A 25,454-nucleotide genomic window follows, 5' to 3' on the forward strand; every position below is an offset into this window, starting at 1 on the left:
TCACCTTGTCTGGACGCCGGGCGAGGCGCGGCGAGCATTATGCCTTGGTACGCGAAAGCCCCGGTCACCGGAAAGGTGAGCGGGGCTTTGGGGCGCGACTTGATTAGAAGTGGAAGTTCGCGCTCATCAGTGCAGTACGTCCTGGTGCGACGTGCGCATAGTGCGGAGCGAACACCTGATCGAAATAGCGCTTGTCGGTCAGGTTCTGCACGTTGAGTTGGAGATCGACGTTCTTGGTCAAGCGATAGGTCGCCATCGCATCGTAACGCCAGTACGACGGTACTTCGACCGAGTTGGCTTCATCGCCAAAGCGGGAATCCATGAAGGTAGCGCCTGCACCAACGGTCAGTTGTGGAACGATGTCGTAGGTAGACCAGAAGGTGAAGCTGTTACGAGGCGTGTTAGGCATGTGATTGCCCTTGTTCGCCGGGGTCGTGGTCTTCACGATCTCGCTTTCCATATAGGTGTAGCCGCCATAGACCTTCCATTTCTGGGTGAGGTTGCCCGCGTAGGTGAACTCGAGGCCTTGGACACGCTGTTCACCGTCCAGTACTTGGTAGCTGGCATTGTCAGGGTCCGTTACCCGCGCATTGGTCTTGTCGGTGCGGAACAGTGCAGCGGTCAGCGAGAGGTTGTCATCGAAGAAGTCCCACTTCGTGCCGATCTCGTAGTTGCGGTTACGTTCTGGGTCGAGGTCGCTGTTGTTTCTCGTCAAATCCAAGCCACCGTTGCCGCTGGTTTCACCCGAAGGGTTGCTCGAAGTTGACCATGCGGCATAGATGCTGCCATTGGGCAGAGGGTTGTAGACCACGCCCAATTGGTAGTTCCACAGGTGGGTATTGTTCTCGCGCGAGAAGCTGCCGGCCGGGCCATTACGACCTGCGTTGGCGTAACCACTGGACTTGGTCTGGTAGTCGTCGTAGCGCAGCCCCATGTTCAACGACCATTGCTCATTGAATTTCAACGTGTCGAAGACGTAGACAGCGCTGGTCTTGGTGTCGGTGTCGGTAAACGCCTTGCTGTCGGTGATGGTGCCGGACCATGCGTCATCTGGAGACGGATCGTGCAGACTGGTGCAGTCGCCAGATGCCAGCAAAGCAGGGGTGCACTTGGTGCCATTGCCCGCCGCGGATTTGATGTCGTAACCCCGGTTGTGCGTATCGCTGTAGGTGAACTCCAAACCAGTGACGAGGCTGTGCTCGATGGAACCGGTATTGAACTTCGCGCTCAAGTCGGTCTGGTTGACCCAACCTTTGGAGGTCGAATTCCGGTTCTTGGTCGCACGGTAGACTGTGCCGTCGGCCACGTTGCCCTTGCTGTCGTCAGGGTTGGTGACGATGTAGTCCAAGGTTGAACGCGACATGCGGAAACTGTTGGACAGCGTCAGGTTTTCGTTGAAGTCGTGCTCGATCTTGATCGTGCCGCTGTCGTTGGTGGTCTTGCGATAGTCGCGATCGTTCAGGCCGTAGAAGTTGTCGCGGTCCACATGCGCGGGTTTGTCGACGTTGTATTTGCTGCGATTGGCGCTACGCGTGAGCGGAATGCCGTAGTCCGGCATGTCGTCGGTCTTGAGGTGGTAGTAGCCGACGGTCACGCGAGTATCGGTACCGAGGCCGAACGCGAACGAGGGGGCGACACCCCAACGGCTGACATCCACATCATCTCGGCCGGCTACGTTGGCTTCGTGCTTCATCAGGTTCAGGCGAAACGCCGAAGTGTCGGTCAGCTGCTTGTTCAGGTCCAACGTGGTCCGCTTGGTCTGGTCAGAGCCCCAAGTAAAGCCACCATTGTAGGCATCACCGAGCTTGGCGGTTTTGGTGACCAGATTCAGGCTGCCACCCGTGGAGCCTGCGCCTGTGAAGGCCGAGCCAGGGCCTTTGCTGACTTCGATCGATTCGACGTTGAAGATTTCACGGCTCTGCGAAGCCACGTCGCGCATGCCATCGACGAATACATCGCTTTCTGCGTTGAAACCGCGAATGATCGGACGGTCGCCTGCCGGGTTGCCGCCTTCGCCAGCACCGAAAGTGATGCCAGGGGTCGTACGCAATGCGTCTACGAGACTGGTTGCGCCCGTATCACGAATGACCTGCTGTGGGATGACGGTGACACTCTTGGGTGTTTCGCGCAGCGGCGCCGTGTACTTCTTCGAGGTTGCCGTGTCGGTCTTGTAGCTGGTGGTGTCCTGTGCCGCGTTGACACTGGTGGCATCCAGCGAGACGACGCCATCGGTTGGCTGTTCCGCCGCTAGGGCAAGCTGGGCGGCGGAGGAAGCAGTGATGGCAACGCCGATGGCGGAGGCGAGCAGACGTGGTGAACTCACAGCAGATGGCACGTGACGCATTTCGATGAACCTTCCCCAAGGTTTGAAGTCGGCGGATCTTAATGCAAGCAATTGCGAGTCTCAATTGAGAATCGTTAACAGTCGCGAGAAACTTACAATCTTTACAATTTCTCTTTACGGTTTTGCTGTGCTGAAACGTCTTAAGCGGCTGGCGGGGCTTGTGTGGTGCAAAAGGGAATCAATATCATTGGCAGCCTTACTACCTCTCAGGTGCCACCGTCATGCTGCTTCACATTCCCGGTCTGTTCGACGCCGACGAACTCTCCCGCATCCGTGAGGCGCTGGAGCAGGCGGACTGGGCCGACGGCAAGGTCACCGCGGGTTATCAGTCGGCTAAGGCCAAGCACAACCTGCAGTTGCCAGAAGGGCACGCGCTGGCCAAGGAGATCGGCAGCGCCTTGATCGATCGTCTGTGGCGCAATCCGCTGTTCATGTCTGCGGCATTGCCGCACAAGGTGTTTCCACCGCTGATCAACTGCTACCGCGAAGGCGGCAATTTCGGCTTCCACATCGACAACGCGCTGCGTCAGCCCAAGGGCAGCGTCGAGCGGATACGCACGGATGTCTCTTCTACGTTGTTCTTGAGCGATCCGGACAGCTATGACGGTGGCGAACTCGTCATCCAGGACACCTATGGTGTGCAGCAGGTCAAGCTGGCGGCCGGCGACATGGTGCTGTATCCGGGCACCAGCCTGCACAAGGTCAATCCGGTTACCCGTGGGGCGCGCTATGCGGCGTTTTTCTGGACCCAAAGCCTGGTGCGCGAGGACAGCCAGCGTACCTTGCTGTTCGAGATGGACAATGCCATCCGCCAATTGACCGCCGATGTCCCCGATCACCCGTCGTTGCTGCAACTGACCGGCACCTATCACAACCTGCTGCGCCGCTGGGCCGAGGTCTGAGCCGTGTCATATCAGTTGCGTCGTGAGGAAGTCGTCGATATCGCAGGTCTGCAAGCCATGCTCGAACAAAGCCCTGGCAAGGCGGCCCAAGCCATCCTGGCCGCGGCGCAACGGGGGGTTGTCGAGGCGCAGTTGATGCTCGGGCAGATTCTGCTGGATGGCCGCGGCATCGAGCAGGACCGGGCGCTGGCGCGGCAGTGGTTTGCTATAGCGGCCCAAGGCGCAAGCGCCATGGGGCACAACATGCTGGGACGATGCCTGGAGCATGGCTGGGGCGGGGAAAGCGACCTGCGGATGGCCGCTGCTCACTATCGCCAGGCGGCTGACGCCGGTCTGGACTGGGGGCTGTACAACTATGCCAACCTGCTGGCTACCGGGAGAGGCGTCGCTGTGGACCAGGCTCTGGCGTTGAGCTGTTATGAAAAGGCGGCGCACTTGGGCCATGCCAAGTCGATGAACCTGTATGGCCGTTACCTGGAGCAGGGGATCGCCACCGCTGCCAGTCCGGTGCGCGCGGTGCGCTGGTATCGCCGTTCGGCTGAGGCGGGTGATTTTCGCGGCATGTTCAGCCTGGCGATGGTACTGGTCGAACGTGGGCAGTTGGCCGAGGCCCAGCCTTGGTTGGAGCGGGCGCGGGTCGAGGGGAACCTGAATTTTCTGCGCAGTGCCTTGGTGACCTTGCAGCACGCGGGGCCGATGCTGATGGCGTTTGCCGCGCGGTATGCCCAAGAGCTGCAAAGGCGTAAGCCTTGAAGGCGTCTGTCTTTACAGTCCTTCGTGTAAATCCGCTCCACCAGGCCCCGTAATGGACTTGATGGGGCGGGTTTACCCACGAAGAAGGCGCACATGAAAACGGGGCCTCGCGGCCCCGTCTTGCATTACAGGTAGTAGGCCTTCAGCGGCGGGAAGCCGTTGAACTCCACCGCGCTGTAGCTGGTGGTGTAGGCGCCGGTGGACAGCCAGTAGAGGCGGTCACCGATGGCCAGGTTCAGTGGCAGGCCGTACTTGTAGTGCTCGTACATGATGTCGGCGCTGTCGCAGGTGGGGCCGGCGATGACCACTTCTTCGGTCTCGCCTTTCTTCTCGGTCCAGATCGGGAACTTGATCGACTCGTCCATGGTTTCGATCAGGCCGGAGAATTTGCCCACGTCGGTGTAGATCCAGCGTTCGACAGCGGTGCGCGACTTGCGTGCCACCAGCACCACTTCGCTGACCAGGATGCCGGCGTTGGCGATCAGCGAGCGACCTGGCTCGAGGATGATTTCCGGCAGGTCGTCACCGAAGTCTTCTTTGAGGAAGCGGATGATTTCCTCGGCGTAGGTTTCGAGGCTGTTGGTGCGGGTGATGTAGTTGGCCGGGAAACCACCGCCCATGTTGATCAGCTTGAGCTCGATGCCGTCTTCTTCCTTCAGGCGCTCGAAGATCACCTTGACCTTGGCGATGGCCGCGTCCCAGACGCTGATGTCGCGCTGCTGGGAGCCGACATGGAAGGAGATGCCGTAAGGCACCAGGCCCAGGTCACGGGCCAGGATCAGCAGGTCCATGGCCATGTCGGTCTGGCAGCCGAACTTGCGCGACAGCGGCCAGTCGGCAGTGGTGGAGCCTTCGGTGAGGATGCGCACGTAGACTTTCGAACCCGGTGCGGCCTTGGCGATGTTGCGCAGGTCCGCCTCGGAGTCGGTGGCGTACAGGCGCACGCCCTTCTCGTAGAAGTAGCGGATGTCCTTGGACTTCTTGATGGTGTTGCCGTAGCTGATGCGGTCGGCGGTGACACCACGGCCCAGCACTTTGTCCAGCTCGTAGATCGAGGCGATATCGAAGCTCGAGCCTTTTTCCTTGAGCAGGTCGATGATCTCGACTGCCGGGTTGGCCTTGACCGCGTAGTAGACCTTGGCGAATTCGAAGCCTGCGCGCAGGTCGTCATAGGCCTGGCTGATCATCTGGGTGTCGATGAGTACGAACGGGGTTTCCTGCTTGTCGGCGAACGCCTTCATCTTCTGGAAGGTGTCACGCGCGAAATAGTCTTCGACCTGGATCGACATGCTGAGGGACTCCATGGGCAAACTGAAAAATTAAGTGGTGCAAACTGAACGTCCTCCGTATCCCCACTTTGGTTCGCCTACTTCCCAAGGCATGTCGCCGAAAGCAAAAAGGTCAACCGTGCCCGTGAAGCGGAGCGGCGGGTGACCTTGCTGTCTCGTCGTCAGTACTTGAGCCGGATGGATCGTTTCCAGCATGGACGTTCGGCGCGCACTTTAGGGCGTGAGGAATGCAGAATCAACAGGCAATCCCGGCACGTTCGTCGCGTTTTGGCCACCTGCCACTGGAATAACCGACCTGTGTGAACGGCTGATGTTCCCAAGCGTAAAGAATTGTGGAATGGAGCGCGCCGCCCCCTTCAGAGGCGAGCCCCCGAAAAAGACGCCATGGTGTTCTCTTGGCGACGCGAGACCGAGCAAAGGCAACAGATCGATGGCGCCAAAGTGTTCATATTTATGGCCACTTGAGGGGCGCGTCAGATCGACCGAAATTCCTATAAATTTTTTGTTACCGATCTCTAGGTCGGGCTGGGTCATCGTTGATTTGCCGTCGTTTATGAGAAGCATTACTATTCGCGACCTTGTACCTGCCCCTAGATGGCCTCGACCATGTCTGGACACAAAGGCTTCCTCGATCACTATCACGAGCTGATCGGCACCTGGACGCGCAAGCTGCGCAACCGTCCACAGGCCGAGGACCTCGCCCATGACGCTTTCGTGCGGGTGCTGGAAAACCCGCGAGAGGTCATCGAGCAGCCGCGCGCCTACCTGCACCAGACGGCCCGCAACATTGCCGTCGACGGTTACCGCCGTGAGGACCGGCGCCAGGCCTTGGAAGAGGAGATGTTCGATGAAGGTGCCGCAGGCAATGGTGATCCGGAAGCCTATGTACATGCCCTGGAACTGGCCGACAGCGTCGAGCGCGCCCTGGCCGAGCTGCCGGTCAATTGCCGGCAGGTGTTCGTCTGGCAGAAGCTCGAGGGGCTGACCCAGGCGGAGATTGCCGAGCGCATGGGCCTGAGCAAGAACATGGTCGAAAAGTATATGATCCGCACGCTCCGGCATCTGCGTGAGCACCTGGATGTGTCCACCCGATGAGTCAGGAGACCCTTTGCATGAAACAGCCCGGCGCCGAAGACGTGCGTGAGCAGGCCGCCGAATGGTTCGCGCGTATCCAGGATGCGCCGGGAGATACCCAGCTGCGGGCGCGCTTGCATCAGTGGCTTAAGGCCGATCCTCGCCACCGCCAGGAGTACGGCCTGCTCGAGCGGTTGTGGCAGGCCGCCGACAACATCCCGCCCCAGCGCCTGGAGGCGCTGTGCGTTCCTGAGCCTGTGCGGCATCTGCCCCGTCGGCGTTTCCTGCAGCAGGCCCTGGCGGCGGGAGTGGGCGCCGCCGCCCTTGGATTGGGCTGGCGTGGCTGGCAATACACCCGCGAAAACCATAGCGAAGACCTGCAGACCGCCTTGGGCGAGCGCCGTGATATCGAGCTGCCGGACGGCTCGCAGCTGCAACTCAATGGCGCGACTCGCCTGGGCGTGAGGTACAGCGCCGGGCAGCGACAGGTCGTGCTCGAAGCGGGTGAAGTGATGTTCAGCGTCGCCCACGACAGCGCACGGCCTTTCGTGGTCGACACCGCTCAGGGACGCGTCACCGTAACCGGGACCCGTTTCGATGTGCGCCTGGACCGCGGGCACACCCGGGTGGCCGTGGAACAGGGCTCCGTCAAGGTGGAAGGGGCTTCGGGTCCATCGGCGCAGCTCACCGCGGGCCTGGGCGCGCATATCGATCCGCAAGGCCAGGTCGTGGCGCCGTACCCTGTGGATGCGGCTGTCGTGACGGCCTGGCGTCACGGCAAGCTGGTGTTCGATAACGCCACCTTGGCCGAGGTGGTGACGGAAGTCTCCCGTTACCGCAGCCAGCCACTGCGCGTCGCCCCTGGCAAGGCGGCGGGCCTGCGCCTGTCCAGCACCTTCAGTGTCGATGACACCGACGCGCTGCTTCGGGCCCTGCCGAGCATCTTGCCGGTGGCCATCAAGACCCACGGCGACGGCTCCAGCGAAATTATCGCGAAATAAATTCAGGTTTTTTTTTTCTCGTTCGTCTTCCTCGCCAGCTGCAACTGCCAAGCATTTCCATTTGCGTGTGGTTGGCGTTCATCCGGACTTTCAGGATTCTTCGACGACGTGAATAACAACAAGCCTTTCCTGCGTTTGCCTTCCCTCGCGCTGGCCCTGGCGATCAGTGCCGCCACGGCCAATGCCTACGCCGAACAAACGCCGGCGACGATCCAAATCCAGGCTCAGCCCCTGGCTTCGGCCTTGAGCCAGTTGGGGCAACAGACCAACCTGCAATTGTTCTTCAGCCCTGAACTGGTGGCGGGCAAGCAGGCCCCGGCGGTCTCGGGAAATCTTGCGCCGGAGCAGGCGCTGCAACAATTATTGCAAGGCAGTGGGCTGACCTATGAGCTGTCCCAGGGCACCGTGGTGGTCAAGCCGGCCGAGAGCGCAGGCGTGTTGACCACCGGCAGCCTTGAGCTGGCGCCCACCGACGTCAAAGTGGTCGGCGACTGGCTGGGGGATGCCCAGCAGAGCGTGGTACAGAACCATCCCGGCGCGCGCACCGTGGTGCGTCGTGAGGCCATGGTGGAAAAGGGCGCGATGAACGTACGCGACGTGCTGCGCGGCATCCCCGGTGTGCAGGTCCAGGATTCCAATGGCACCGGTGGCAGCGACCTGTCGCTCAACGTGGGTGTGCGCGGACTGACATCACGCCTGTCGCCGCGCTCGACGGTGTTGATCGACGGTATCCCCGCCGCGTTCGCGCCCTATGGCCAGCCACAGCTGTCCATGGCGCCAATTTCCTCGGGCAACCTCGACAGCATCGATGTGGTTCGCGGCGCAGGCTCCGTGCGCTATGGCCCGCAGAACGTCGGCGGGGTGATCAACTTCGTGACCCGTGCCATCCCGGAGAAAGCTTCGGGTGAGTTGTCCACAACGCTGGAAACCTCTCGCCATGGCGGCTGGAAACACACCGAGTCGGCATTTGTCGGCGGCACTGCCGATAACGGCATGGGTGTGGCATTGCTCTATACCGGCGTGAACGGCAACGGTTACCGCAGCAGCAACAATGGCAATGACATCGACGACGTCATCCTCAAGACCCACTGGGCGCCCACCGACAGCGACGAGTTCTGGCTCAACTTCCATTACTACGATGGTCGGGCCGACATGCCCGGTGGCCTGACCCAGGCGCAGTTCGACCAAGACCCCTTCCAGTCGGTGCGCGACTACGACTACTTCGCCGGCCGTCGCAAGGACGTGTCGTTCAAGTGGCAGCGTCAGCTCGACGAGGCCACCCAGTTCGAAGTGCTGACCTATTACACCGACAGCTTCCGCGGCAGCTCCATCGCCGACCGCACCATGAAGACCCTGTCGTCGTACCCGCGCAATTACCATACCTTCGCCATCGAGCCGCGCCTGTCGCGGATCTTCTTCGCCGGCCCTACCACCCAGGAAGTCAGCGTCGGCTATCGCTACCTGAAGGAAGCCATGCGCGAGCAGTCTTCGCAGCTGGCGCTGATCGACAACGTGCCGACGCCGGTCCCGGGTTCCGACGGCCATGTCATCCAGGACCGCAGCGGGGGCACCGAAGCCAGTGCCTACTACATCGACGACAAGATCGACGTCGGCAACTGGACCATCACCCCCGGCATCCGCTTCGAGCACATCAATACCGACTGGCGCGACCGCCCGGTGCTGGATGGAGACTACCAGCGCGTCCCTGAGAAAAACCGCAGTGTCACCAGCAACGAACCCCTGCCAGCATTGAGCGTGATGTATCACCTGTCCGATGCCTGGAAGCTGTTCGCCAACTACGAGACCTCTTTCGGCAGCCTGCAGTACTTCCAGCTTGGGCAAGGTGGTAAAGGCGACAGCACCGCCAATGGCCTGGAGCCGGAAAAGGCCAAGACCTACGAGATCGGCACGCGTTATGACGATGGCCATTTCGCGGGCGAGCTGACCGCGTTCTACATCGACTTCGACGACGAGCTGCAATACATCAGCAACGAGGTCGGCTGGACCAACCTGGGGGCGACCAAGCACCAGGGCATCGAAGCTGCCGTGCGTTATGACCTGTCCGGGTTGGATGCACGCCTGCAAGGGCTGACGGCCAATGCAGGCTACACCTATACCCGCGCCACCTATGAAGGCGAGATCCCTGGCTTCAAAGGTCGTGACCTGCCGTTCTACTCCCGCCAGGTGGCCACGGCGGGGCTGCGCTACGAGATGAACCGCTGGACCTGGAATCTGGATGCTTATGCCCAGTCCAAGCAGCGCTCGCCAGGCACGGGAATCACCAATGGCCAGTTCAACGGCAACTACATCACCGAGCCGAGTGCCGATGGACGGTTCGGCGATATTCCGGGTTATGTCACCTGGCATGCCCGTGGTGGGTATGACTTCGGACCGCAGCTGTCGAACCTGAAGCTGGCGGCGGGCGTGAAGAACCTCTTCGACAAGCAGTACTACACCCGCTCCAGCGACAACAATGCCGGGCTCTATGTGGGGGAGCCGCGCACCTTCTATGTGCAGGCCAGTGTAGGGTTCTGACACCAGTGGTGCCTGATTCGCAGGTAAATCCGCTCCCGCAAATACAACGCTATTGGCTGTAGGAGCGGGTTTACCCGCGAAGCGGTCGGCACAACCGACACGCCTATTAGAGGGCGACAACCGCCTCTGCCGGCGAAACGATACTGGTCTTGCCCCCACGCGAACGCCCCGAACTCAGGTAGGCCGCAATGGACTCCTGGGTCACCTCGCCCAGGAACACCTGCTCGGCATCGAGCACCGGCAACCAGGCACGATTGAACTCATACATCCGCGACAGGAGGATGCGCAGGTGTTCGTCGTGGGCTGCGGTGGCGTTGAACGGGCGCAGGAAATCGCCACAGCTCCCTTGCTGGCGATGCAGGTCGCGCCTGCGCACGTATCCCAACGCCCGGTTCTGCGCATCGGTGACCACCACGTAGCGGCGGTCATGCTCGTCCATCAGCTCCAGGGCATCGCTCACGGGCGTCTCGGGGCTCAGGGACGGGGCGTTGTCTGCGGCATCCTCGGCACGAACCAGCAACAGGCGCTTCAAGGTGCTGTCCTGGCCGACGAAATTGCTCACGAAGTCATCCACCGGATGGGCCAGCAAGGTGTCCGGGTGGTCGAGCTGCAGCAGTTTGCCGGCGCGGAAGATGGCGATCTTGTCGCCCAGCTTGATCGCCTCGTCGATGTCATGGCTGACCATGATCACGGTCTTGTTCAGCGCCCGTTGCATCTCGAAGAACTCGTTCTGGATCATCTCGCGATTGATCGGGTCGACCGCGCCGAAAGGCTCATCCATCAGCAACACCGGTGCCTCGGCGGCCAAGGCACGGATCACGCCGATCCGCTGTTGCTGGCCGCCCGAAAGTTCACGCGGGTAGCGCTGCAGGTACTGCTTGGGCTCGAGCTTGATCATGTGCATCAGCTCGCGGGCGCGCTCGTGACATCTTTGCTTGTCCCAGCCCAGCAAGCGCGGGACGACTGTGATGTTTTCCTCGATGGTCATGTTCGGGAACAGGCCGATCTGCTGGATCACATAGCCAATGTGGCGGCGCAGGGTCACCTCGTCTAGGGCGCTGGTGTCCTCGCCGTTGATCAATACCTGGCCGCTGGTCGGTGTGATCAGGCGGTTGATCATTTTCAGGGTTGTGCTCTTGCCGCAGCCCGAGGGGCCGAGAAACACGCAGATTTCGCCTTCGTTGACGGTGAGGCTGACCGCGTCGACGGCTTTGACGTCCTTGCCGTTGACGTTGAAGGTCTTGCTGAGGTTCTTCAGTTCGATCATGGACGCAGTCCTTCCGGAGTCAGGGCACGTTGCAGGGTTTGCAGAAGCAGGTCGGCGATGATCGCCAGCAGGCTGACCAGCACGGCGCCGACCAGCAGCATGGACATGTCGCTGCGGCTGATGGAGGTGAGGATGAGTACACCCAGGCCGCCGGCGCCGATGGTGGCGGCGATGGTCATCACGCCGATGTTCATCACCACGGCGGTGCGCACGCCGGCGAGAATCACCGGCACCGCGATGGGCAACTCGACCATGCGCAGGCGCTGGCCGAAGGTCATGCCGATGCCGCGCGCCGCTTCACGGATGCCAGGTTCGACATTGGTCAGGGCCAGATAGGTGTTACGCATGATCGGCAGCAGCGAATAAAGGAATACCGCCGTGATCGCGGGCAATGGCCCCAGGCCCTGGCCGAACTTGGAGTAGAACGGCAGCAGCAGGCCGAACAGGGCGATCGAAGGGACGGTCAGCAGCACCGTGGCGCTGGCCTGCAGGGGGCCAGCCAAGGATGGGAAGCGGGTCATCAAGACCCCCAAGGGCACCCCGACCAAGATCGCCAGGCCCACGGCCACGCCCACCAGGGTGATGTGCTGGCCGGTCAGGTGCAGCACTTGGAACCAGTCCAGATGCGTGAACGTATCGAGCAGGTTCATGGCTGTACCTCGCTGATCGGGTGCTCGCGCAGAAATGCCGCGGCCACGGTCGCCGGGCTCTGGTGCTCGACATCGACCTTGGCGTTGAGTGCACGCATGGTCTGGTCGTCGAGCAGCTCGGCCAGAGGCTTGAGCAGGTCGGCCAGGCGCGGGTTGGCGTCGAGCGTCTGTTGGCGCACCACCGGGGCGGCGGTGTAGTCGGGGAAGTAGTGTTTATCGTCTTCGAGCAGCTTGAGGTTGAACGCGTTCAGGCGCCCGTCGGTGGTGTACACCAGGCCGGCGAAGACTTGGTTATTGCGCATTGCGGTATAGACCAAGCCGCCGTCCATCTGCCGAATGTTGCGCCGGTCGAGCGGCAGGTCATACAACTCGCGCAGCCCCACCAGGCCGTCCGGCCGGTTGGCGAACTCAGTGTCCAGTGCCACCAGGTGGTTGCGCTCATGCTCGTCGCGCAGCACCCGCTGCAACTGACTGATGGTGTTGAGCTGCGGGTAAGCCTTGGCCACGGCTTGGGGCAGGCCCAGGGCATAGGTGTTGCTGAATTTCGACGGGGTTAGCCAGACCAGGCCCTTCTCGGCGTCCAGTGCCTTGACCCTGGCGTAGGTGGCCTCGGCGCTGGGCATGCGTTCGTCGATGTGGTTGTAGGAGACCAGCGAAACCCCGGTGTATTCCCACATCAGGTCGAGTTGGCCGGTTTCCTGGGCCTGGCGTGCAATGTTGCTGCCCAGGCCTTCGGTGACGCGCACGGTGTAGCCGTTGGCGCGCAGGTATTGGGCGGTGATTTCAGCGAGCACGGTCTGTTCGGTGAAGACCCGCGCGCCGATGCGAATCAGCGGTTTTTCCGCGGCCTGGGAGAGCCCTGCGAATAGCATGGCCGCGCCCAGGAGCAAGGCGATTTTCTTGTTCATTGGTTCCCTCTTTTTATTGGGACAGGCCGCGTTCCAGCCAGCGCTTGCTGGAAAGGCTCACCAAGGCATCGAGCGCCAGTGCCAGCAAGGCCGTGCAGGCTGCGCCCAGCAACAGTTGCGGCTGGTTGTTCAGGGCGATGCCGGGGAAGATCAGGCTGCCCAGGCTGTTGGCGCCGATCAGGAAGGCCAGGGGGGCCGTGCCCACGTTCAGCGCCAGGGCCACGCGCACACCGCCGACGATGATCGGCACAGCGTTGGGCAGCTCTACCTGCCAAAGTTGCTGGCGCGCGGTCATGCCGATGCCGGTGGCCGCTTCCTTGAGTGAGGCGGGGACGTTCTTCAGGCCTTCGTAGGTGTTGCGCACGATGGGCAGGAGGGAGGCGAGGAACAGGGCGAAGATCGCAGGGCCTGCGCCGATGCCCAGGACACTCAGGGCAATGGCCAGGACGGCCAGGGGAGGGATGGTGTTGCCAACGTTGAACAGCTGCATGAAGCGCTCGGCCTTGTCGACCCTGTGCGGTCGACTCAAGGCAATGCCGGCTGGGATACCCACGGCTAACGCCGCCGCCATCGAAGCCAGCACCAGCACCAGGTGCGCTTGCAGATAGAACCAAAGGTCTTCGCGATAACGCGCGAAGGTATCGATGCCGATCCAGTGGACCAGCAGGGCCAGGATGACGAGCACGGCGGCCCATCCCAACAGCCCTTTGCCATAGCGTTCAGCCACAGGCGGACTCCTTTTCAGTCGGCGAACACACTCCCGTGGCGGGCGCCATACCTGGCGCCAGGCAGTGTGGTCGCGAGTAGCAGCGTGACGCACTGAAGACAGGCGGTCACGCCATGAGCCGAACCCCGTCGGGCCCGAAATGCAGATGAAACACGCCCTGAACCGAGGCGGGTTGCAGGGGAGTGGACGTCTCCGAGGCGTTAAAGGTTCCCATCTGAAGAGGCGTTTGGCCAGTGTTAATCACTGGCTCTTCAGAAAAATCACGCGATAAAAAAGCGTGGATAGCACGTGGAGGCGTTGAAGTACCTGCTATTCGGCGGTTTGCCGTACGGCGACTTGGCTGGGCAATTTTCTTGTTATTCGCTTGAATCGAGGCTCTCGGCGGAACACTTGAGCTTGAACCGCATATGGCTGGGCATGCACTGGTCACGCTTGAAGGCTCTCTGCGACACCGGCGACTCGCAAGATTCAAAGCTGATGCCCAATGGCCTCAGGCGGGTTTTGGCCCTGCTCCGACTTCAGGTATGATATTGCCCCTTTTTGATCCCAAGTCAGGCGATTTCCCATGACCAACCAGGCCGCCGAAGTCGCGAAGCGCCGCACTTTCGCCATCATTTCCCACCCCGACGCCGGTAAGACCACCATCACCGAGAAGCTCCTGCTGATGGGCAAGGCCATTGCCGTCGCCGGTACCGTGAAGTCGCGCAAGTCCGACCGCCACGCCACCTCCGACTGGATGGAAATGGAGAAGCAGCGCGGCATCTCCATCACCACCTCGGTGATGCAGTTCCCCTACCGCGAGCACATGATCAACCTGCTCGACACCCCCGGCCACGAGGACTTCTCCGAAGACACCTACCGCACCCTGACCGCGGTCGACTCGGCGCTGATGGTGCTCGACGGCGGTAAAGGTGTAGAGCCGCGGACCATCGCCCTGATGGATGTCTGCCGCCTGCGCGACACGCCGATCGTCAGCTTCATCAACAAACTCGACCGTGACATCCGCGACCCGATCGAACTGCTCGACGAGATCGAGGCGGTCCTGAAGATCAAGGCTGCGCCGATCACCTGGCCGATCGGTTGCTACCGCGACTTCAAGGGTGTGTACCACCTCACCGGCGACTACATCGTGGTCTATACCCCGGGTCATGGTCATGAGCGCACCGAAGCCAAGATCATCCAGAAGCTGGACTCCGACGAGGCCCGTGCGCACCTGGGCGACCAGTACGATTCGTTCGTCGAGCAGCTGGAACTGGTGCAGGGCGCCTGCCATGAGTTCAACCAGGACGAGTTCATCAACGGTCAGCTGACCCCGGTGTTCTTCGGTACCGCCCTTGGCAACTTCGGTGTCGACCATGTGCTCGATGCAGTTGTCGATTGGGCACCGCGTCCGCTGGGCCGCGTGGCGCACGAGCGTACCGTCGAGCCTGTGGAAGAGAAGTTCACCGGCTTCGTGTTCAAGATCCAGGCGAACATGGACCCGAAGCACCGCGACCGCATCGCCTTCATGCGGATCTGTTCGGGCAAGTACGAAAAAGGCATGAAGATGCGCCACGTGCGCCTGGGCAAGGACCTGCGCATCGGCGATGCGCTGACGTTCTTCTCCTCCGAGCGTGAACAGCTCGAGGAAGCCTATGCCGGCGACATCATCGGCCTGCACAACCATGGCACCATCCAGATCGGCGACACCTTCACCGAAGGCGAGGCGCTGGGCTTCACGGGTATTCCGCACTTCGCCCCGGAACTGTTCCGCCGCGTGCGCCTGAAGGACCCGCTCAAGTCCAAGCAACTGCGCCAGGGCCTGCAACAGCTGGCCGAAGAAGGCGCGACCCAGGTGTTCTTCCCCGAGCGCAGCAACGACATCATCCTCGGCGCCGTGGGTGTGCTGCAGTTCGATGTGGTCGCCAGCCGCCTGAAGGAAGAGTACAAGGTCGAATGTGCCTACGAGCCCATCACCGTCTGGTCGGCGCGCTGGATCAGCTGCGACGACAAGAAGAAGCTCGAGGAATTCCAGAACAAGGCCATGGAGAACCTGGCCATCGACGGTGGCGGTCACCTGACCTACCTGGCGCCGACCCGGGTGAACCTATCGTTGATGGAAGAGCGCTGGCCGGACATCAAGTTCCGCGCCACTCGCGAGCATCACTAAAGAGCAGCGGCAAGCTACCAGCAGCAAGCTTCAAGCGGCGCGAGCCTGAACGGGCTCCGTTCTTCTTGCCGCTTGCCGCTTGCCGCTGACGACTGTCAGTTGCCTGCTTTGATACTGGTCCAGATCCGTGTACGGATGCGGTCGATCTTCGCCGGCATCGCCTCCAGGGCATACAGCTTGCCCAGCACCTCGTCACTCGGGTAGATCATGCTGTTGGCCTTGAGTTTCGGGTCCACCAGGCTGTCTGCCTTCAAGTTGCCGTTGGCGTACTGCACAGAGTCGCTGATATTGGCCATCACCTCTGGCTGCAACAGGTAGTTCATGTAGGCGTAGCCGGCTTTTTCGTCCGGTGCGTCGGCGGGCATGGCGACCATGTCGAACCACAGCGGCGCCCCTTGCTTGGGTATCGAGTAGCCCACCTTCACCCCATTGTTCGCCTCTTCGGCGCGGTTCTTCGCCTGCAGCACATCCCCCGAGAAACCTACCACCACGCAGACATCGCCGTTGGCCAGGTCGCCGGTGTACTTGGATGAGTGGAAGTAGCTGATGTACGGCCGCACCTGCATCAACAGCGCCTTGGCTTTGTCATAATCGGCCGGGTTCTGGCTGTGGTGCGGCAGGCCCAGGTAGTGCAGGGCGATCGGTAGCAGCTCCGGGCCGTTGTCCAGCACGGCAACGCCGCAGCTTTTGAGTTTGGAAATGTTCTCGGGCTTGAAGATCAGGTCCCAGGAATCCACCGGCGCATTGTCGCCCAGTACCGCCTTGACCTTGTCGATGTTGTAGCCAATGCCCGTGCTGCCCCAGAGGTAGGGGAAGCCATAGCGATTGCCCGGGTCGTTCACCTCCAGCGCCTTGAGCAGCACCGGGTTGAGGTTATGCCAGTTGGGCAACTGGCTCTTGTCCAGCGGCTTGAGGGCTTTGCCCTGGATCTGCCGGGCCATGAAGTGGTTGGAGGGGAACACCACGTCGTAGCCGGAGTTGCCCGTCATCAGCTTGCCGTCGAGGGTCTCGTTGCTGTCGAACACGTCATAGGTCGGCTGGATGCCGGTGGCCTGCTGGAACTGCTTGAGGGTGTCGGGGGCGATGTAGCTGGACCAGTTGTAGATCTTCACCGAGTCGGCGGCGTTGGCCACGCAGGTGGCGAGCATCAGAGGGGCGAGCAGGAGGGTGCGCATGTCCGGTATACCTTGCTGTGCTTGTTGTTATCGAAGGGCGGCAGGCGATCGTCGGATCAGAAAATCAGAACGTAGGTCTTGCGCACTGTTTCCTGGATATCCCAGGTGCCGGTGCTGTTGGCCGGCAGCATCAGGGCGTCGCCGGCTTCGATGAGCAAGGGCTCGCCACCGTCGGGGGTGAAGGTGCAGCGGCCCTTGATGAAATGGCAGAACTCCTGCTGCACGATCTGCCGCCGCCAGCGCCCCGGGGTGCACTCCCAGATGCCGGTTTCGACGCCGTCGTTACGCTCGACGCAGGTCACGGAGGTGACCGCAACCGGCTCGCCGAGAGGGACGGCGACAGGACTGGTGCTTTCCAGGGTGACGCTGCCCGTGTGCTTGAACTGGGTGATGCTCATGACCTTGGATCCTGTGTGTTGGTTTGGGTTGAATCAGCGCATGAAGCCTTCCATGAAGTCGGCAAGCGTGCTGGCCAGGCGCCTTCGCCAAGGAGCGCTGCCGGGCTGGGCGAGGGTCTGGTCCTCGTGCACGAAGCTTCGGATGATCGCGTTGTAGCCCAGCCAGCGGCAGGGCTCGGGCGGCCAGCTGGCCAGGCTCGACAGCGGGCGGTTGTCGTACACCCAAGGCTGCGCGGTCAGGGCGTTGTGCTGGCCGAGTATCAGCGCGGCCAGGGTGCGTCCGCCCAGGTTGGTGGCGCCGACGCCTTCGCCGCCATAGCCGCCCGACAACGCAATGCTGCGCTGGCGATCGCACAGCATGTGCGGGTGGAAGCGCCGGGCCATGCCCAGGTTGCCGCCCCAGGAATGGGTGATGCGCACGTCCTTGAGCTGTGGGAACAGGTCGCCGAACAGGTAGCGGCGCAGGGCGATCTCGCTGTCGGTAAGGCTGAAGTCTTCCCGCAGCCGGCCGCCGAAGCGGTAGCCGCCACGGGCACCGAACACCAGGCGGTTGTCGGCGGTGCGTTGGCCATAGGTGACTTGGCGGCTGCCCTCGCTGAAGGCCTGGCCCTGATCCAGGCCGATCTGTGCCCAGGTCGATTCAGGCAGGGGTTCGGTGGCCACCAGCAGGCTCTGCACGGGCAACTGATGACGTCCCAGCGGCGGCAGACTGGCGGCGTAGCCCTCCACGGCTGGCACGATCCACTGGCTGCGGATCGTCGCCTGGGGCGTACGTACCTCGCCGGTTCGCCAGTCGATGGCCGGGGTGTTCTCGTAGATCGGTACGCCCAGGCGTTCGACCGCACGGGCCAGGCCGCGCACGAGTTTGGCCGGCTGGAGGGTAGCGACATGCGGGCTGAAGATCGCGCCATAGGCATTGCTCACCCGCAGTTGGCCATTCAACGCCTCAGGCCCCAGCCAGCGGTAGTCGTCTTCATTCATGCCTTGGCGATAGAGGTCATCCAGGTAGGCACGCAGACTGCGTTCCTGCTCCGGGTAACGGGCGGCGCAATAGAGCACGCCGCCTTTGCGGTAGTCGCAGTCGATGCCTTCGCGTTGCAGGACGCTGTGGACCTCGTTGGGGATGTCATGCAGCAAATCGGTGCTGGCGCGGCGTTGCTGGGGCGAGAGGGTGGCGAGCATCCGGTCCTCGCCCAGCAGGTTGCCCATCAGCCAGCCGCCATTGCGGCCCGAGGCGCCGTAACCTGCGATATTGGCGTCGATCACCGCGACGTTCAGTTGTGGCGCCTGGCGCTTGAGGTAATAGGCGGTCCATAGGCCTGTGTAGCCGGCGCCGATGATGCATACATCCACCTCCAGGTCCTGGTCCAGGGCCGGGCGGGCGCGGAGTGGCTCCTCGAGCTGGTCCATCCAAAGGCTGATCGTACGCCAGGCTTGCATCGGGTTCGGCTCCACATCCGTAAAGGTCTGCGGGCGATCCTAGTGGCGTGTGGGGAGGGTTGTCTTACGTGCGTGCACGCAGGGAAATCTGCTTCACATAGGCCTTGGGCGACAAACCGGTGTGCTCGCGGAAGCACTTGTAGAACGCCGACAGCGAATTGAAACCCGCGGCAAAGGCCAGATCGTCGACCGGGGTTGTCGCGTGCTGGGCGTCGAGGCTGGCCAACAGATGTTGCAGGCGGGCCTGGTTGACGTAGCGGTAGAAGCTTTGGCCGAGCACCTGGTTGAGCAGGTAGGAAATCTGATTGCGGCTGTAGCCGCTGTGGTCGGCGACCTGTTGCAGGTCCAGCTCCGGGTCAAGGTAGGGGCGCTGTCGCTGAAAGTAGTGCTCCAGGTCCTGGGCCATGGTGGAGAGCTGGCGCGGTGAAAGGCCCAGGCGGCTGGTGGCCGAACGCGGGTTGGCGCGGCGGGCGCCTTGGGCATCACGACGCACCAAGGTGGCGTATTCGTTGATACGCCAGATCAGCCCATCCTTGACGGTGATCGCCTCGCTGGCCTGGAACGCCACCAATCCGTCACCACCCTGGACCGTGACTTCGTACTGGATGAATGCCGTGCAGCCGTCCACGCGGATGCGGTCGCTGTGTACGATGTCTTCGCCGACCTGGTGGGGCAGCGAGGCGCGAACGTAATCGCGCAGCTCATCGATGCCGAGCACGCGGTTCTGGAAGAAGTCGTGGTATTGGATGTCGGGGTGGTACAGCGCCATGACACCGTCGAGGTCGCGGTGCTTCCAGCACAGGTGGTAGCGCAACACGGTGTCGGCGGTGAGCGGGGTTTGCTCGGGGCCGTCGGGGAGGGTAGTGGCGGTCATGGACACTGATAGTGCATTGCAGAACACCCTGGCGCAAGGCTGCGGATCCGGCATATTGCACGGTGTTGCCAAGCGGCTTGTCGGCTAAGCCGTTGATTACGCTGAGGGTGATTTTTCAGTGAGGCTGGCATGGGCACTGCAGCTGTCTTTTCACCAACGAACGGGAGAAAGGCCATGCGCTCGATACTGCTTTGGATGATTGGGGTGCCGATTCCGGTGATCATTTTGATCTGGTTCTTCATGCATTGAGGCACAGGGCCACTGTGCGGCCTGTTCACGGCTAACCCGCTTCCACAGGGGGAGCGATGATCCTGGTGGAAGCGGGTTTACCCGCGAACAGGTCTAGACCGATCTAGAGAAACTGCTCGGCGTAGTGGCAGGCCACCTGCCGCGTACCCACTTGTCTCAACGCTGGTATTTCTTTGGCGCAGCGCTCGGTGGCATACGGGCAGCGCTTGTGGAACGCACAGCCGTCCGGTGGATTGAGTGGGTTGGGCAGCTCACCGGCGATACGGATCTTCGGCTTGAGTGGATCGGGGTGAATCGCCGGAGTCGCCGACAGCAGCGCCTGGGTATAAGGGTGCAGGGGCTTCTCGTAGATATCCTCCTTCGGTCCCATCTCCGCCGGTCGTCCCAGGTACATCACCAGCACCTGGTCGGCCACATGTCGCACTACCGCCAAGTTGTGGGAGATGAACACGTAGGCAGTGTTGAACTCCTTCTGCAGGTCCATGAACAGGTTCAGCACCTGTGCCTGGATCGACACGTCGAGGGCCGACGTCGGCTCGTCGGCCACCAGTACTTTCGGCTGCAGCATCATCGCCCGGGCCAGGGCGATGCGCTGGCGCTGGCCACCGGAGAACATGTGCGGATAGCGCTGGTAGTGCTCCGGACGCAGGCCGACCTGCTCCATCATCTTCTGCACTTTCTCGCGGCGTTCGGTCTTGCTCAGCGAGGTGTTGATCAGCAGGGGTTCTGCGAGTTGGTCACCGATCTTCTGCCGCGGGTTGAGCGAGGCGTAAGGGCTCTGGAAGACCATCTGCACGTCGCGGCGCAGTTGCTTGCGCTCAGCCTTGCTGGCGCCTTTGACCTCCGTTCCGGCGATCTGCAGGGAGCCGGAGGACGGCTCCTCGATCAGCGTCAGGGCTCGGGCCAGGGTGGACTTGCCGCAGCCGGACTCGCCGACCACGGCAAGGGTCTTGCCGGCCTCCAGTTCGAATGACACGCCATTGAGGGCGCGCACCAGCGCATGGCCCTTGAACAGGCCGCGGGAGACTTCGTAATGGCGGGTCAGCTCACGGGCGGATAGGACGACGGTCATCACGCCACCTCCTGGTTCAGCGGATAGAAGCAACGCACCAGGCTATGGGCCTGGGGATCGAGGGGCGGACGCTGCTGGCGGCAGTTTTCCTGCACATAGGGGCAGCGCGGCGACAACAGACAGCCCTTGGGCCGGTCGTAACGCCCTGGCACGATGCCTGGCAGCGTGGCCAGGCGCTCGGCCCCGATGCTGTGCTCGGGGATGGCAGCCAGCAAGGCCTCGCTGTAGGGGTGAGCGGGGACGTCGAACAGCTCCGGCACCTGGCCCACTTCCACGGCTTGGCCGGCATACATCACGCATACGCGCTTTGCGGTCTCGGCCACCACGGCCAGGTCGTGAGTGATGAGAATGAGCGCCATGTTGCGCTCTTTCTGCAGGTTCACCAGCAGTTCCATGATCTGCGCCTGGATGGTCACATCCAGCGCCGTGGTCGGTTCGTCGGCAATCAGCAGCTTAGGTTCGCCGGCAATTGCCATGGCGATCGCCACACGTTGGCTCATGCCGCCGGAGAGCTGGTGGGGATAGGCGTCCAGACGGCTTTCGGCAGCCGGGATCTCGACTTTCTTGAGCAGCTCCAGGGCCCGCTGTCGAGCGGCCTTGCCCTTCAGGCCCAAGTGCTGGCGCAGGACTTCCTCGATCTGGTAGCCCACGGTGTAGCTGGGATTCAGGGCGGTCATCGGGTCCTGGAAGACCATGGCGATGTCCTTGCCCACGACCTTGCGCCGTTGCCGGCCGCTCAGCTTGAGCATGTCGGTGCCGTCGAAATTGAGCACGTCGGCGGTGATGCGCCCGGGGGCGTCGATCAGGCCCATCAGGGCCATCATGGTCACCGACTTGCCGGAGCCGGACTCGCCGACGATGGCGAGGATTTCGCCGGCGTCCACCGCAAGGTCCAGGCCGTCCACCACGGGTACGGCGTTGGCGTCGCCGAAGCGCACGTTCAGGTTGTTGATCTGCAACAGTGACATGGCGTTCTCCTCAGGCGGCGTTCTTGAGTTTCGGGTCCAGCGCATCGCGCAGGCCGTCGCCCATCAGGTTGATTGCCAACACACTGAGCAGGATCGTCAGGCCCGGCAGGCTCACCACCCACCAGGCGCGCTCGATGTAGTCGCGGGCCGAGGCCAGCATGGTGCCCCATTCGGGCGTCGGCGGCTGCACGCCCAGACCCAGGAAACCCAGGGCGGCGGCGTCGAGGATCGCCGAGGAGAAGCTCAAGGTGGCCTGTACGATCAGCGGCGCCATGCAGTTGGGCAGCACGGTGACGAACATCAGGCGCGGCAGGCCGGCTCCGGCCAGACGTGCGGCGGTGACGTAGTCACGGTTCAGCTCGCCCATCACCGCCGCGCGGGTCAGGCGTACGTAGGAGGGCAGCGAGACGATGGCGATGGCGATCACGGTGTTGATCAGGCCAGGGCCGAGGATGGCGACGATGGCCACGGCCAGCAGCAGCGATGGCAACGCCAGCATCACGTCCATCAGGCGCATGATCGAAGGGCCGAGGATCTGCGGGAAGAATCCGGCCAGCAGGCCCAGCAGGATGCCAGGGATCAGCGACATCACCACTGACGACAGGCCGATCAGCAGCGACAGCCGCGCGCCCTGGATCAGGCGTGAAAGCAGGTCCCGGCCGAGCTCGTCGGTGCCGAGGATGAACTGCCAGGTACCGCCTTCGAGCCACACCGGCGGGGTGAGCAGGAAGTCGCGGTATTGTTCGCTCGGGTTGTGCGGCGCGATCCAGGGGGCGAACAGTGCGCAGAACACGATCAGGCACATGAAGGCAAGGCCGGCCACGGCGCCTTTGTTGCGCGAGAACGCCTGCCAGAATTCCTTGTACGGGGAAGGATAGAGCAGGCTCTGGTCCACTGGGCTGGCCGGTGTGACGGATTTTGGAATAGGGCTAGTCATGGCTTGGGCCTCAGCGCTGATGACGGATGCGTGGGTTGGCCAGGCCGTAGAGGATGTCCACGACGAAGTTGACCAGGATCACCAGGCAGGCGATGAGCAGGATGCCGTTCTGGACCACGGGGTAGTCACGGGCGCCGATGGCTTCGATCAGCCACTTGCCGATGCCCGGCCAGGAGAAGATGGTTTCGGTAAGCACGGCACCGGCGAGCAAGGTGCCGACCTGCAGGCCGAACACCGTCAGCACCGGGATCAGTGCGTTGCGCAGGCCGTGGATGAACACCACGCGGCTGGGCGACAGGCCCTTGGCGCGGGCGGTGCGGATGTAGTCTTCGCGCAGGACTTCGAGCATTGAAGAGCGGGTCATGCGGGCGATCACTGCCAGGGGGATGGTGCCCAGCACGATGGCCGGCAGGATCAGGTGCATGACGGCGTCCTTGAACGCGCCTTCCTCGTCGCTGAGCAATGTGTCGATCAACATGAAGCCGGTTTTCGGCTCGATGTCGTAGAGCAGGTCGATCCGCCCTGAGACCGGCGTCCAGCCAAGGCTCACCGAGAAGAACATGATCAGGATCAGGCCCCACCAGAAAATCGGCATGGAGTAGCCGGCCAGCGAGACGCCCATGACCCCGTGGTCGAACAGCGAGCCGCGCTTGAGCGCGGCGATCACCCCGGCCAACAAGCCAACGATGCCAGCGAACAGCAAGGCGGCGAAGGCCAGTTCGAGGGTGGCGGGGAACAGGGTGAGAAATTCGTTCCACACGCTCTCACGCGTGCGCAGGGACTCGCCCAGGTCGCCCTGGGCCAGCTTGCCGATGTAATCCACGTACTGCACCGGCAGCGGTTTGTTCAGGCCCAGGCGCTCCATGGCCTGGGCGTGCATTTCAGGGTCGACCCTGCGTTCGCCCATCATCACTTCCACCGGGTCGCCGGGGATCAGGCGTATGAGCGCGAAGGTCAGCAGGGTGATGCCGAAGAAGGTCGGAATCAGCAAGCCGAGGCGCCGGGCAATAAAACTCAACATCGTCGGGTGTACCTCATTAAGCCGGTCAGGCGGTGCCGCCGGTTCCCGTGTGGGTCGCCGGCGGTCGTTGTTGTTGTGTTACTTCACCTTGGTGGTGGCGAAGTTGTTGTTGGTCAGAGGGTTGATCACGTAACCCTCCACGTTGTCACGCATGGCGGTGAACATCTTGGGATGGGCCATGTTGATCCAGGGTTGGTCGTCATCGTACACCCTCATGGCCTCGGCATAGACCCATCCGCGCTCTTCATCCTTGGTGATCGTGCGTGCGCGGGTGATCAGATCCTGGAACGTCTTGTTGCACCAGCGGGCGTAGTTCTCACCGTTCTTTGCAGCCTCGCAGCTGAGCAACGGGCCGAGGAAGTTGTCCGGGTCACCGTTGTCGCTGGCCCAGCCGGCAGACACCAGGTCGGCTTCACCGGCTTTGGCACGGCGCAGCATTTCGGCCCATTCCATCACCCGGATGTCCAGCTTGATGCCGATCTGGGCCAGGTCCGCCTGGAGCATCTCGGCGGACAGCCGCGGGTTGGGGTTGGTTGGCCCGCCACCGTTGCGGGTGAAGAGGCTCATCACGGTCCCCTCCGGCACGCCAGCTTCCTTCAACAGCGCTCGGGCCTTGTCCAGGTCGCGTGGCGGATTCTGGATCGTCACGTTGTTGCCCAACATGGTATGCGGGTACGGATTGACCGCCTCGGTCGCGTTGCCTTTGCCGAACAGCTGGTCAATGTGATGCTGACGGTCGAAGGCCATATTGAGGGCTTTGCGCACCCGTACGTCATTCAGGTACTTGTGCTCTGTGTTCATGGCGATGTAACCGGTGACCAGCGCCTCGATCTCGGCAACCTTGAGTTTCGGATCGGCCTTGATCGCCGGCACGTCGTCCGGCTTTGGATACAGGGCGATCTGACACTCGTTGGCACGCAGCTTTTGCAGACGCACGTTGCTGTCGGTGGCGATGGCGAAGATCAACGCGTCTGCCGGTGGTTTGCCCCGGAAGTAATCCGGGTTGGGCTTGTAGCGAACCTGGGCGTCCTTGTTGTAGCGCTGGAAGATGAACGGCCCGGTGCCGATCGGCTTGCTGTTGAGCTCGCCAGTCTTGCCGGCCTTGAGCAACTGGTCGCCGTACTCGGCGGAGTAGATCGAGGTGAAGGCCATGGCCATGTCGCGCAGGAAGGGGGCTTCCGGACGGGTCAGGGTGATCACCACGGTGTGGTCGTCGGTCTTGCTTACCGACTTGAGCAAGTCCTTGAAGGCCATGCTCTCGAAGTAGGGATAGCCGACGCTGGTCTTGTCGTGCCAGGGATGCTTCGGGTCAAGCTGGCGGTTGAGGCTCCAAAGCACGTCATCGGCATTGAAGTCGCGTGTGGGTTTGAAGTACGGGGTGGTGTGGAACTTTACGCCTTCGCGCAGGTGGAAGGTGTAGGTCAGCCCGTCCGGGCTGATGTCCCAGCTTTTGGCCAGCGCTGGCTGGATATCGGTGGTACCGGGCTTGAAGTCGACCAGGCGATTGAAGAGCGTCTCGGCCGAGGCGTCGGCGGTGACCGCGGTGGTGTACTGGACGATGTCGAAGCCTTCCGGGCTCGCCTCGGTGCACACCACCAACGGCTTGGCCGCGAGCTGGGTCGCGGCGCCGAGAAGGACGGCCGCCAGGGCGGCACGTAATGGTAGCGATGTCATGAAACCTCCCTGCAGATTGTTCCAGCGTAGCGCTTCGGCCCGCACAA

General features: G+C 62.3%; 22 protein-coding genes. 6 read left to right on the forward strand and 16 right to left on the reverse strand.

What is annotated here, in order from left to right:
* Positions 1-103: 103 nt before the first annotated feature.
* A complete protein-coding gene (locus AB1N67_RS04445) occupies positions 104-2,344 on the reverse strand; it encodes a TonB-dependent siderophore receptor (RefSeq protein WP_070577065.1) in 2,241 nt (746 codons plus the stop codon).
* A gap of 221 nt (positions 2,345-2,565) precedes the next feature.
* Here AB1N67_RS04445 and AB1N67_RS04450 point away from each other — a divergent pair, with 221 nt between their 5' ends.
* Together AB1N67_RS04450 and AB1N67_RS04455 are read left to right on the forward strand one after the other, a co-directional pair.
* Complete coding sequence (locus tag AB1N67_RS04450; protein ID WP_102081242.1) at positions 2,566-3,246, forward strand: Fe2+-dependent dioxygenase; 681 nt, start codon at positions 2,566-2,568, stop codon at positions 3,244-3,246.
* Between the two features lie 3 nt (positions 3,247-3,249).
* Positions 3,250-3,999: a tetratricopeptide repeat protein gene (locus tag AB1N67_RS04455; protein ID WP_090345292.1), complete on the forward strand. Its 750-nt coding sequence runs from the start codon at positions 3,250-3,252 to the stop codon at positions 3,997-3,999.
* Positions 4,000-4,124: 125 nt separating this feature from the next.
* Here the strand turns inward: AB1N67_RS04455 and AB1N67_RS04460 are convergent, their stop codons facing one another.
* A complete protein-coding gene (locus AB1N67_RS04460; RefSeq protein WP_043208127.1) occupies positions 4,125-5,288 on the reverse strand; it encodes a type III PLP-dependent enzyme in 1,164 nt (387 codons plus the stop codon).
* Between the two features lie 213 nt (positions 5,289-5,501).
* A complete protein-coding gene (locus AB1N67_RS04465) occupies positions 5,502-5,822 on the reverse strand; it encodes a hypothetical protein (RefSeq protein WP_139205752.1) in 321 nt (106 codons plus the stop codon).
* 60 nt (positions 5,823-5,882) lie between these two features.
* Here AB1N67_RS04465 and AB1N67_RS04470 point away from each other — a divergent pair, with 60 nt between their 5' ends.
* The 3 genes from AB1N67_RS04470 to AB1N67_RS04480 all read left to right on the forward strand — a co-directional run bounded on the left by AB1N67_RS04470 (position 5,883) and on the right by AB1N67_RS04480 (position 9,898).
* Entirely contained in the window at positions 5,883-6,383 is a 501-nt protein-coding gene (locus AB1N67_RS04470) for an RNA polymerase sigma factor (protein ID WP_043208129.1), read from the forward strand.
* A gap of 17 nt (positions 6,384-6,400) precedes the next feature.
* The gene (locus AB1N67_RS04475) at positions 6,401-7,363 is read left to right on the forward strand and encodes a FecR domain-containing protein (protein WP_367863561.1); all 963 of its coding nucleotides are present in this window, start codon (positions 6,401-6,403) and stop codon (positions 7,361-7,363) included.
* Between the two features lie 108 nt (positions 7,364-7,471).
* Positions 7,472-9,898 carry a TonB-dependent receptor gene (locus AB1N67_RS04480; protein WP_090345295.1) on the forward strand — a complete coding sequence of 809 codons (2,427 nt, stop codon included), beginning with the start codon at positions 7,472-7,474 and terminating at the stop codon, positions 9,896-9,898.
* A 106-nt stretch (positions 9,899-10,004) separates the two neighbouring features.
* On the opposite strand, the gene AB1N67_RS04485 is transcribed toward AB1N67_RS04480, so the two are convergent.
* The 4 genes from AB1N67_RS04485 to AB1N67_RS04500 are packed head-to-tail and all read right to left on the reverse strand — an operon-like array spanning position 10,005 to position 13,450.
* Complete coding sequence (locus AB1N67_RS04485) at positions 10,005-11,165, reverse strand: betaine/proline/choline family ABC transporter ATP-binding protein (RefSeq protein WP_090345298.1); 1,161 nt, start codon at positions 11,163-11,165, stop codon at positions 10,005-10,007.
* Complete coding sequence (locus tag AB1N67_RS04490; protein WP_043208136.1) at positions 11,162-11,815, reverse strand: ABC transporter permease; 654 nt, start codon at positions 11,813-11,815, stop codon at positions 11,162-11,164. Before AB1N67_RS04490 ends, AB1N67_RS04485 begins: the two co-directional genes overlap by 4 nt.
* Positions 11,812-12,723: a glycine betaine ABC transporter substrate-binding protein gene (locus tag AB1N67_RS04495; protein ID WP_043208137.1), complete on the reverse strand. Its 912-nt coding sequence runs from the start codon at positions 12,721-12,723 to the stop codon at positions 11,812-11,814. Before AB1N67_RS04495 ends, AB1N67_RS04490 begins: the two co-directional genes overlap by 4 nt.
* 13 nt (positions 12,724-12,736) lie before the next feature.
* Positions 12,737-13,450, reverse strand: coding sequence for an ABC transporter permease (locus AB1N67_RS04500; RefSeq protein WP_043208139.1), 714 nt, complete (start codon positions 13,448-13,450; stop codon positions 12,737-12,739).
* A gap of 565 nt (positions 13,451-14,015) precedes the next feature.
* Between AB1N67_RS04500 and AB1N67_RS04505 the strand changes: the two genes are divergently transcribed.
* Positions 14,016-15,599, forward strand: a complete 1,584-nt coding sequence (locus tag AB1N67_RS04505) for a peptide chain release factor 3 (protein WP_043208143.1) — start codon at positions 14,016-14,018, stop codon at positions 15,597-15,599.
* Positions 15,600-15,694: 95 nt separating this feature from the next.
* Here the strand turns inward: AB1N67_RS04505 and AB1N67_RS04510 are convergent, their stop codons facing one another.
* The 9 genes from AB1N67_RS04510 to AB1N67_RS04550 all read right to left on the reverse strand — a co-directional run bounded on the left by AB1N67_RS04510 (position 15,695) and on the right by AB1N67_RS04550 (position 25,407).
* Positions 15,695-16,774: a polyamine ABC transporter substrate-binding protein gene (locus AB1N67_RS04510; RefSeq protein ID WP_367863562.1), complete on the reverse strand. Its 1,080-nt coding sequence runs from the start codon at positions 16,772-16,774 to the stop codon at positions 15,695-15,697.
* 56 nt (positions 16,775-16,830) lie between these two features.
* On the reverse strand, positions 16,831-17,172 hold the full coding sequence (locus tag AB1N67_RS04515) for a cupin domain-containing protein (protein WP_043208147.1): 342 nt from the start codon (positions 17,170-17,172) through the stop codon (positions 16,831-16,833).
* 33 nt (positions 17,173-17,205) lie between these two features.
* Positions 17,206-18,612 carry an NAD(P)/FAD-dependent oxidoreductase gene (locus tag AB1N67_RS04520; protein WP_367863563.1) on the reverse strand — a complete coding sequence of 469 codons (1,407 nt, stop codon included), beginning with the start codon at positions 18,610-18,612 and terminating at the stop codon, positions 17,206-17,208.
* A gap of 64 nt (positions 18,613-18,676) precedes the next feature.
* Positions 18,677-19,486: a nuclear transport factor 2 family protein gene (locus AB1N67_RS04525; protein ID WP_043208151.1), complete on the reverse strand. Its 810-nt coding sequence runs from the start codon at positions 19,484-19,486 to the stop codon at positions 18,677-18,679.
* 352 nt (positions 19,487-19,838) lie between these two features.
* Positions 19,839-20,807 carry a peptide ABC transporter ATP-binding protein gene (locus AB1N67_RS04530; protein ID WP_043208153.1) on the reverse strand — a complete coding sequence of 323 codons (969 nt, stop codon included), beginning with the start codon at positions 20,805-20,807 and terminating at the stop codon, positions 19,839-19,841.
* The gene (locus tag AB1N67_RS04535) at positions 20,807-21,775 is read right to left on the reverse strand and encodes an ABC transporter ATP-binding protein (protein WP_043208155.1); all 969 of its coding nucleotides are present in this window, start codon (positions 21,773-21,775) and stop codon (positions 20,807-20,809) included. Before AB1N67_RS04535 ends, AB1N67_RS04530 begins: the two co-directional genes overlap by 1 nt.
* A 10-nt stretch (positions 21,776-21,785) precedes the next feature.
* Entirely contained in the window at positions 21,786-22,712 is a 927-nt protein-coding gene (locus AB1N67_RS04540) for an ABC transporter permease subunit (protein ID WP_043208158.1), read from the reverse strand.
* A gap of 10 nt (positions 22,713-22,722) precedes the next feature.
* Positions 22,723-23,733: an ABC transporter permease subunit gene (locus AB1N67_RS04545; RefSeq protein WP_043208159.1), complete on the reverse strand. Its 1,011-nt coding sequence runs from the start codon at positions 23,731-23,733 to the stop codon at positions 22,723-22,725.
* Positions 23,734-23,811: 78 nt separating this feature from the next.
* Entirely contained in the window at positions 23,812-25,407 is a 1,596-nt protein-coding gene (locus AB1N67_RS04550) for an ABC transporter substrate-binding protein (protein ID WP_043208161.1), read from the reverse strand.
* Between the last annotated feature and the right edge of the window lie 47 nt (positions 25,408-25,454).

The sequence above is a fragment of the Pseudomonas guariconensis genome (genome assembly GCF_040822035.1).
Taxonomy (GTDB): Bacteria; Pseudomonadota; Gammaproteobacteria; order Pseudomonadales; family Pseudomonadaceae; genus Aquipseudomonas; species Aquipseudomonas guariconensis.

Excerpts from the sequence above, each read along its gene's own strand:
- AB1N67_RS04445 (WP_070577065.1), bottom strand. The coding sequence starts at position 2,344 with ATGCGTCACGTGCCATCTGCTGTGAGTTCACCACGTCTGCTCGCCTCC.
- AB1N67_RS04450 (WP_102081242.1), top strand. The coding sequence starts at position 2,566 with ATGCTGCTTCACATTCCCGGTCTGTTCGACGCCGACGAACTCTCCCGC.
- AB1N67_RS04460 (WP_043208127.1), bottom strand. The coding sequence starts at position 5,288 with ATGTCGATCCAGGTCGAAGACTATTTCGCGCGTGACACCTTCCAGAAG.
- AB1N67_RS04465 (WP_139205752.1), bottom strand. The coding sequence starts at position 5,822 with ATGACCCAGCCCGACCTAGAGATCGGTAACAAAAAATTTATAGGAATT.
- AB1N67_RS04470 (WP_043208129.1), top strand. The coding sequence starts at position 5,883 with ATGGCCTCGACCATGTCTGGACACAAAGGCTTCCTCGATCACTATCAC.
- AB1N67_RS04475 (WP_367863561.1), top strand. The coding sequence starts at position 6,401 with ATGAAACAGCCCGGCGCCGAAGACGTGCGTGAGCAGGCCGCCGAATGG.
- AB1N67_RS04485 (WP_090345298.1), bottom strand. The coding sequence starts at position 11,165 with ATGATCGAACTGAAGAACCTCAGCAAGACCTTCAACGTCAACGGCAAG.
- AB1N67_RS04490 (WP_043208136.1), bottom strand. The coding sequence starts at position 11,815 with ATGAACCTGCTCGATACGTTCACGCATCTGGACTGGTTCCAAGTGCTG.
- AB1N67_RS04495 (WP_043208137.1), bottom strand. The coding sequence starts at position 12,723 with ATGAACAAGAAAATCGCCTTGCTCCTGGGCGCGGCCATGCTATTCGCA.
- AB1N67_RS04505 (WP_043208143.1), top strand. The coding sequence starts at position 14,016 with ATGACCAACCAGGCCGCCGAAGTCGCGAAGCGCCGCACTTTCGCCATC.
- AB1N67_RS04510 (WP_367863562.1), bottom strand. The coding sequence starts at position 16,774 with ATGCGCACCCTCCTGCTCGCCCCTCTGATGCTCGCCACCTGCGTGGCC.
- AB1N67_RS04515 (WP_043208147.1), bottom strand. The coding sequence starts at position 17,172 with ATGAGCATCACCCAGTTCAAGCACACGGGCAGCGTCACCCTGGAAAGC.
- AB1N67_RS04520 (WP_367863563.1), bottom strand. The coding sequence starts at position 18,612 with ATGCAAGCCTGGCGTACGATCAGCCTTTGGATGGACCAGCTCGAGGAG.
- AB1N67_RS04525 (WP_043208151.1), bottom strand. The coding sequence starts at position 19,486 with ATGACCGCCACTACCCTCCCCGACGGCCCCGAGCAAACCCCGCTCACC.
- AB1N67_RS04530 (WP_043208153.1), bottom strand. The coding sequence starts at position 20,807 with ATGACCGTCGTCCTATCCGCCCGTGAGCTGACCCGCCATTACGAAGTC.
- AB1N67_RS04535 (WP_043208155.1), bottom strand. The coding sequence starts at position 21,775 with ATGTCACTGTTGCAGATCAACAACCTGAACGTGCGCTTCGGCGACGCC.
- AB1N67_RS04540 (WP_043208158.1), bottom strand. The coding sequence starts at position 22,712 with ATGACTAGCCCTATTCCAAAATCCGTCACACCGGCCAGCCCAGTGGAC.
- AB1N67_RS04545 (WP_043208159.1), bottom strand. The coding sequence starts at position 23,733 with ATGTTGAGTTTTATTGCCCGGCGCCTCGGCTTGCTGATTCCGACCTTC.
- AB1N67_RS04550 (WP_043208161.1), bottom strand. The coding sequence starts at position 25,407 with ATGACATCGCTACCATTACGTGCCGCCCTGGCGGCCGTCCTTCTCGGC.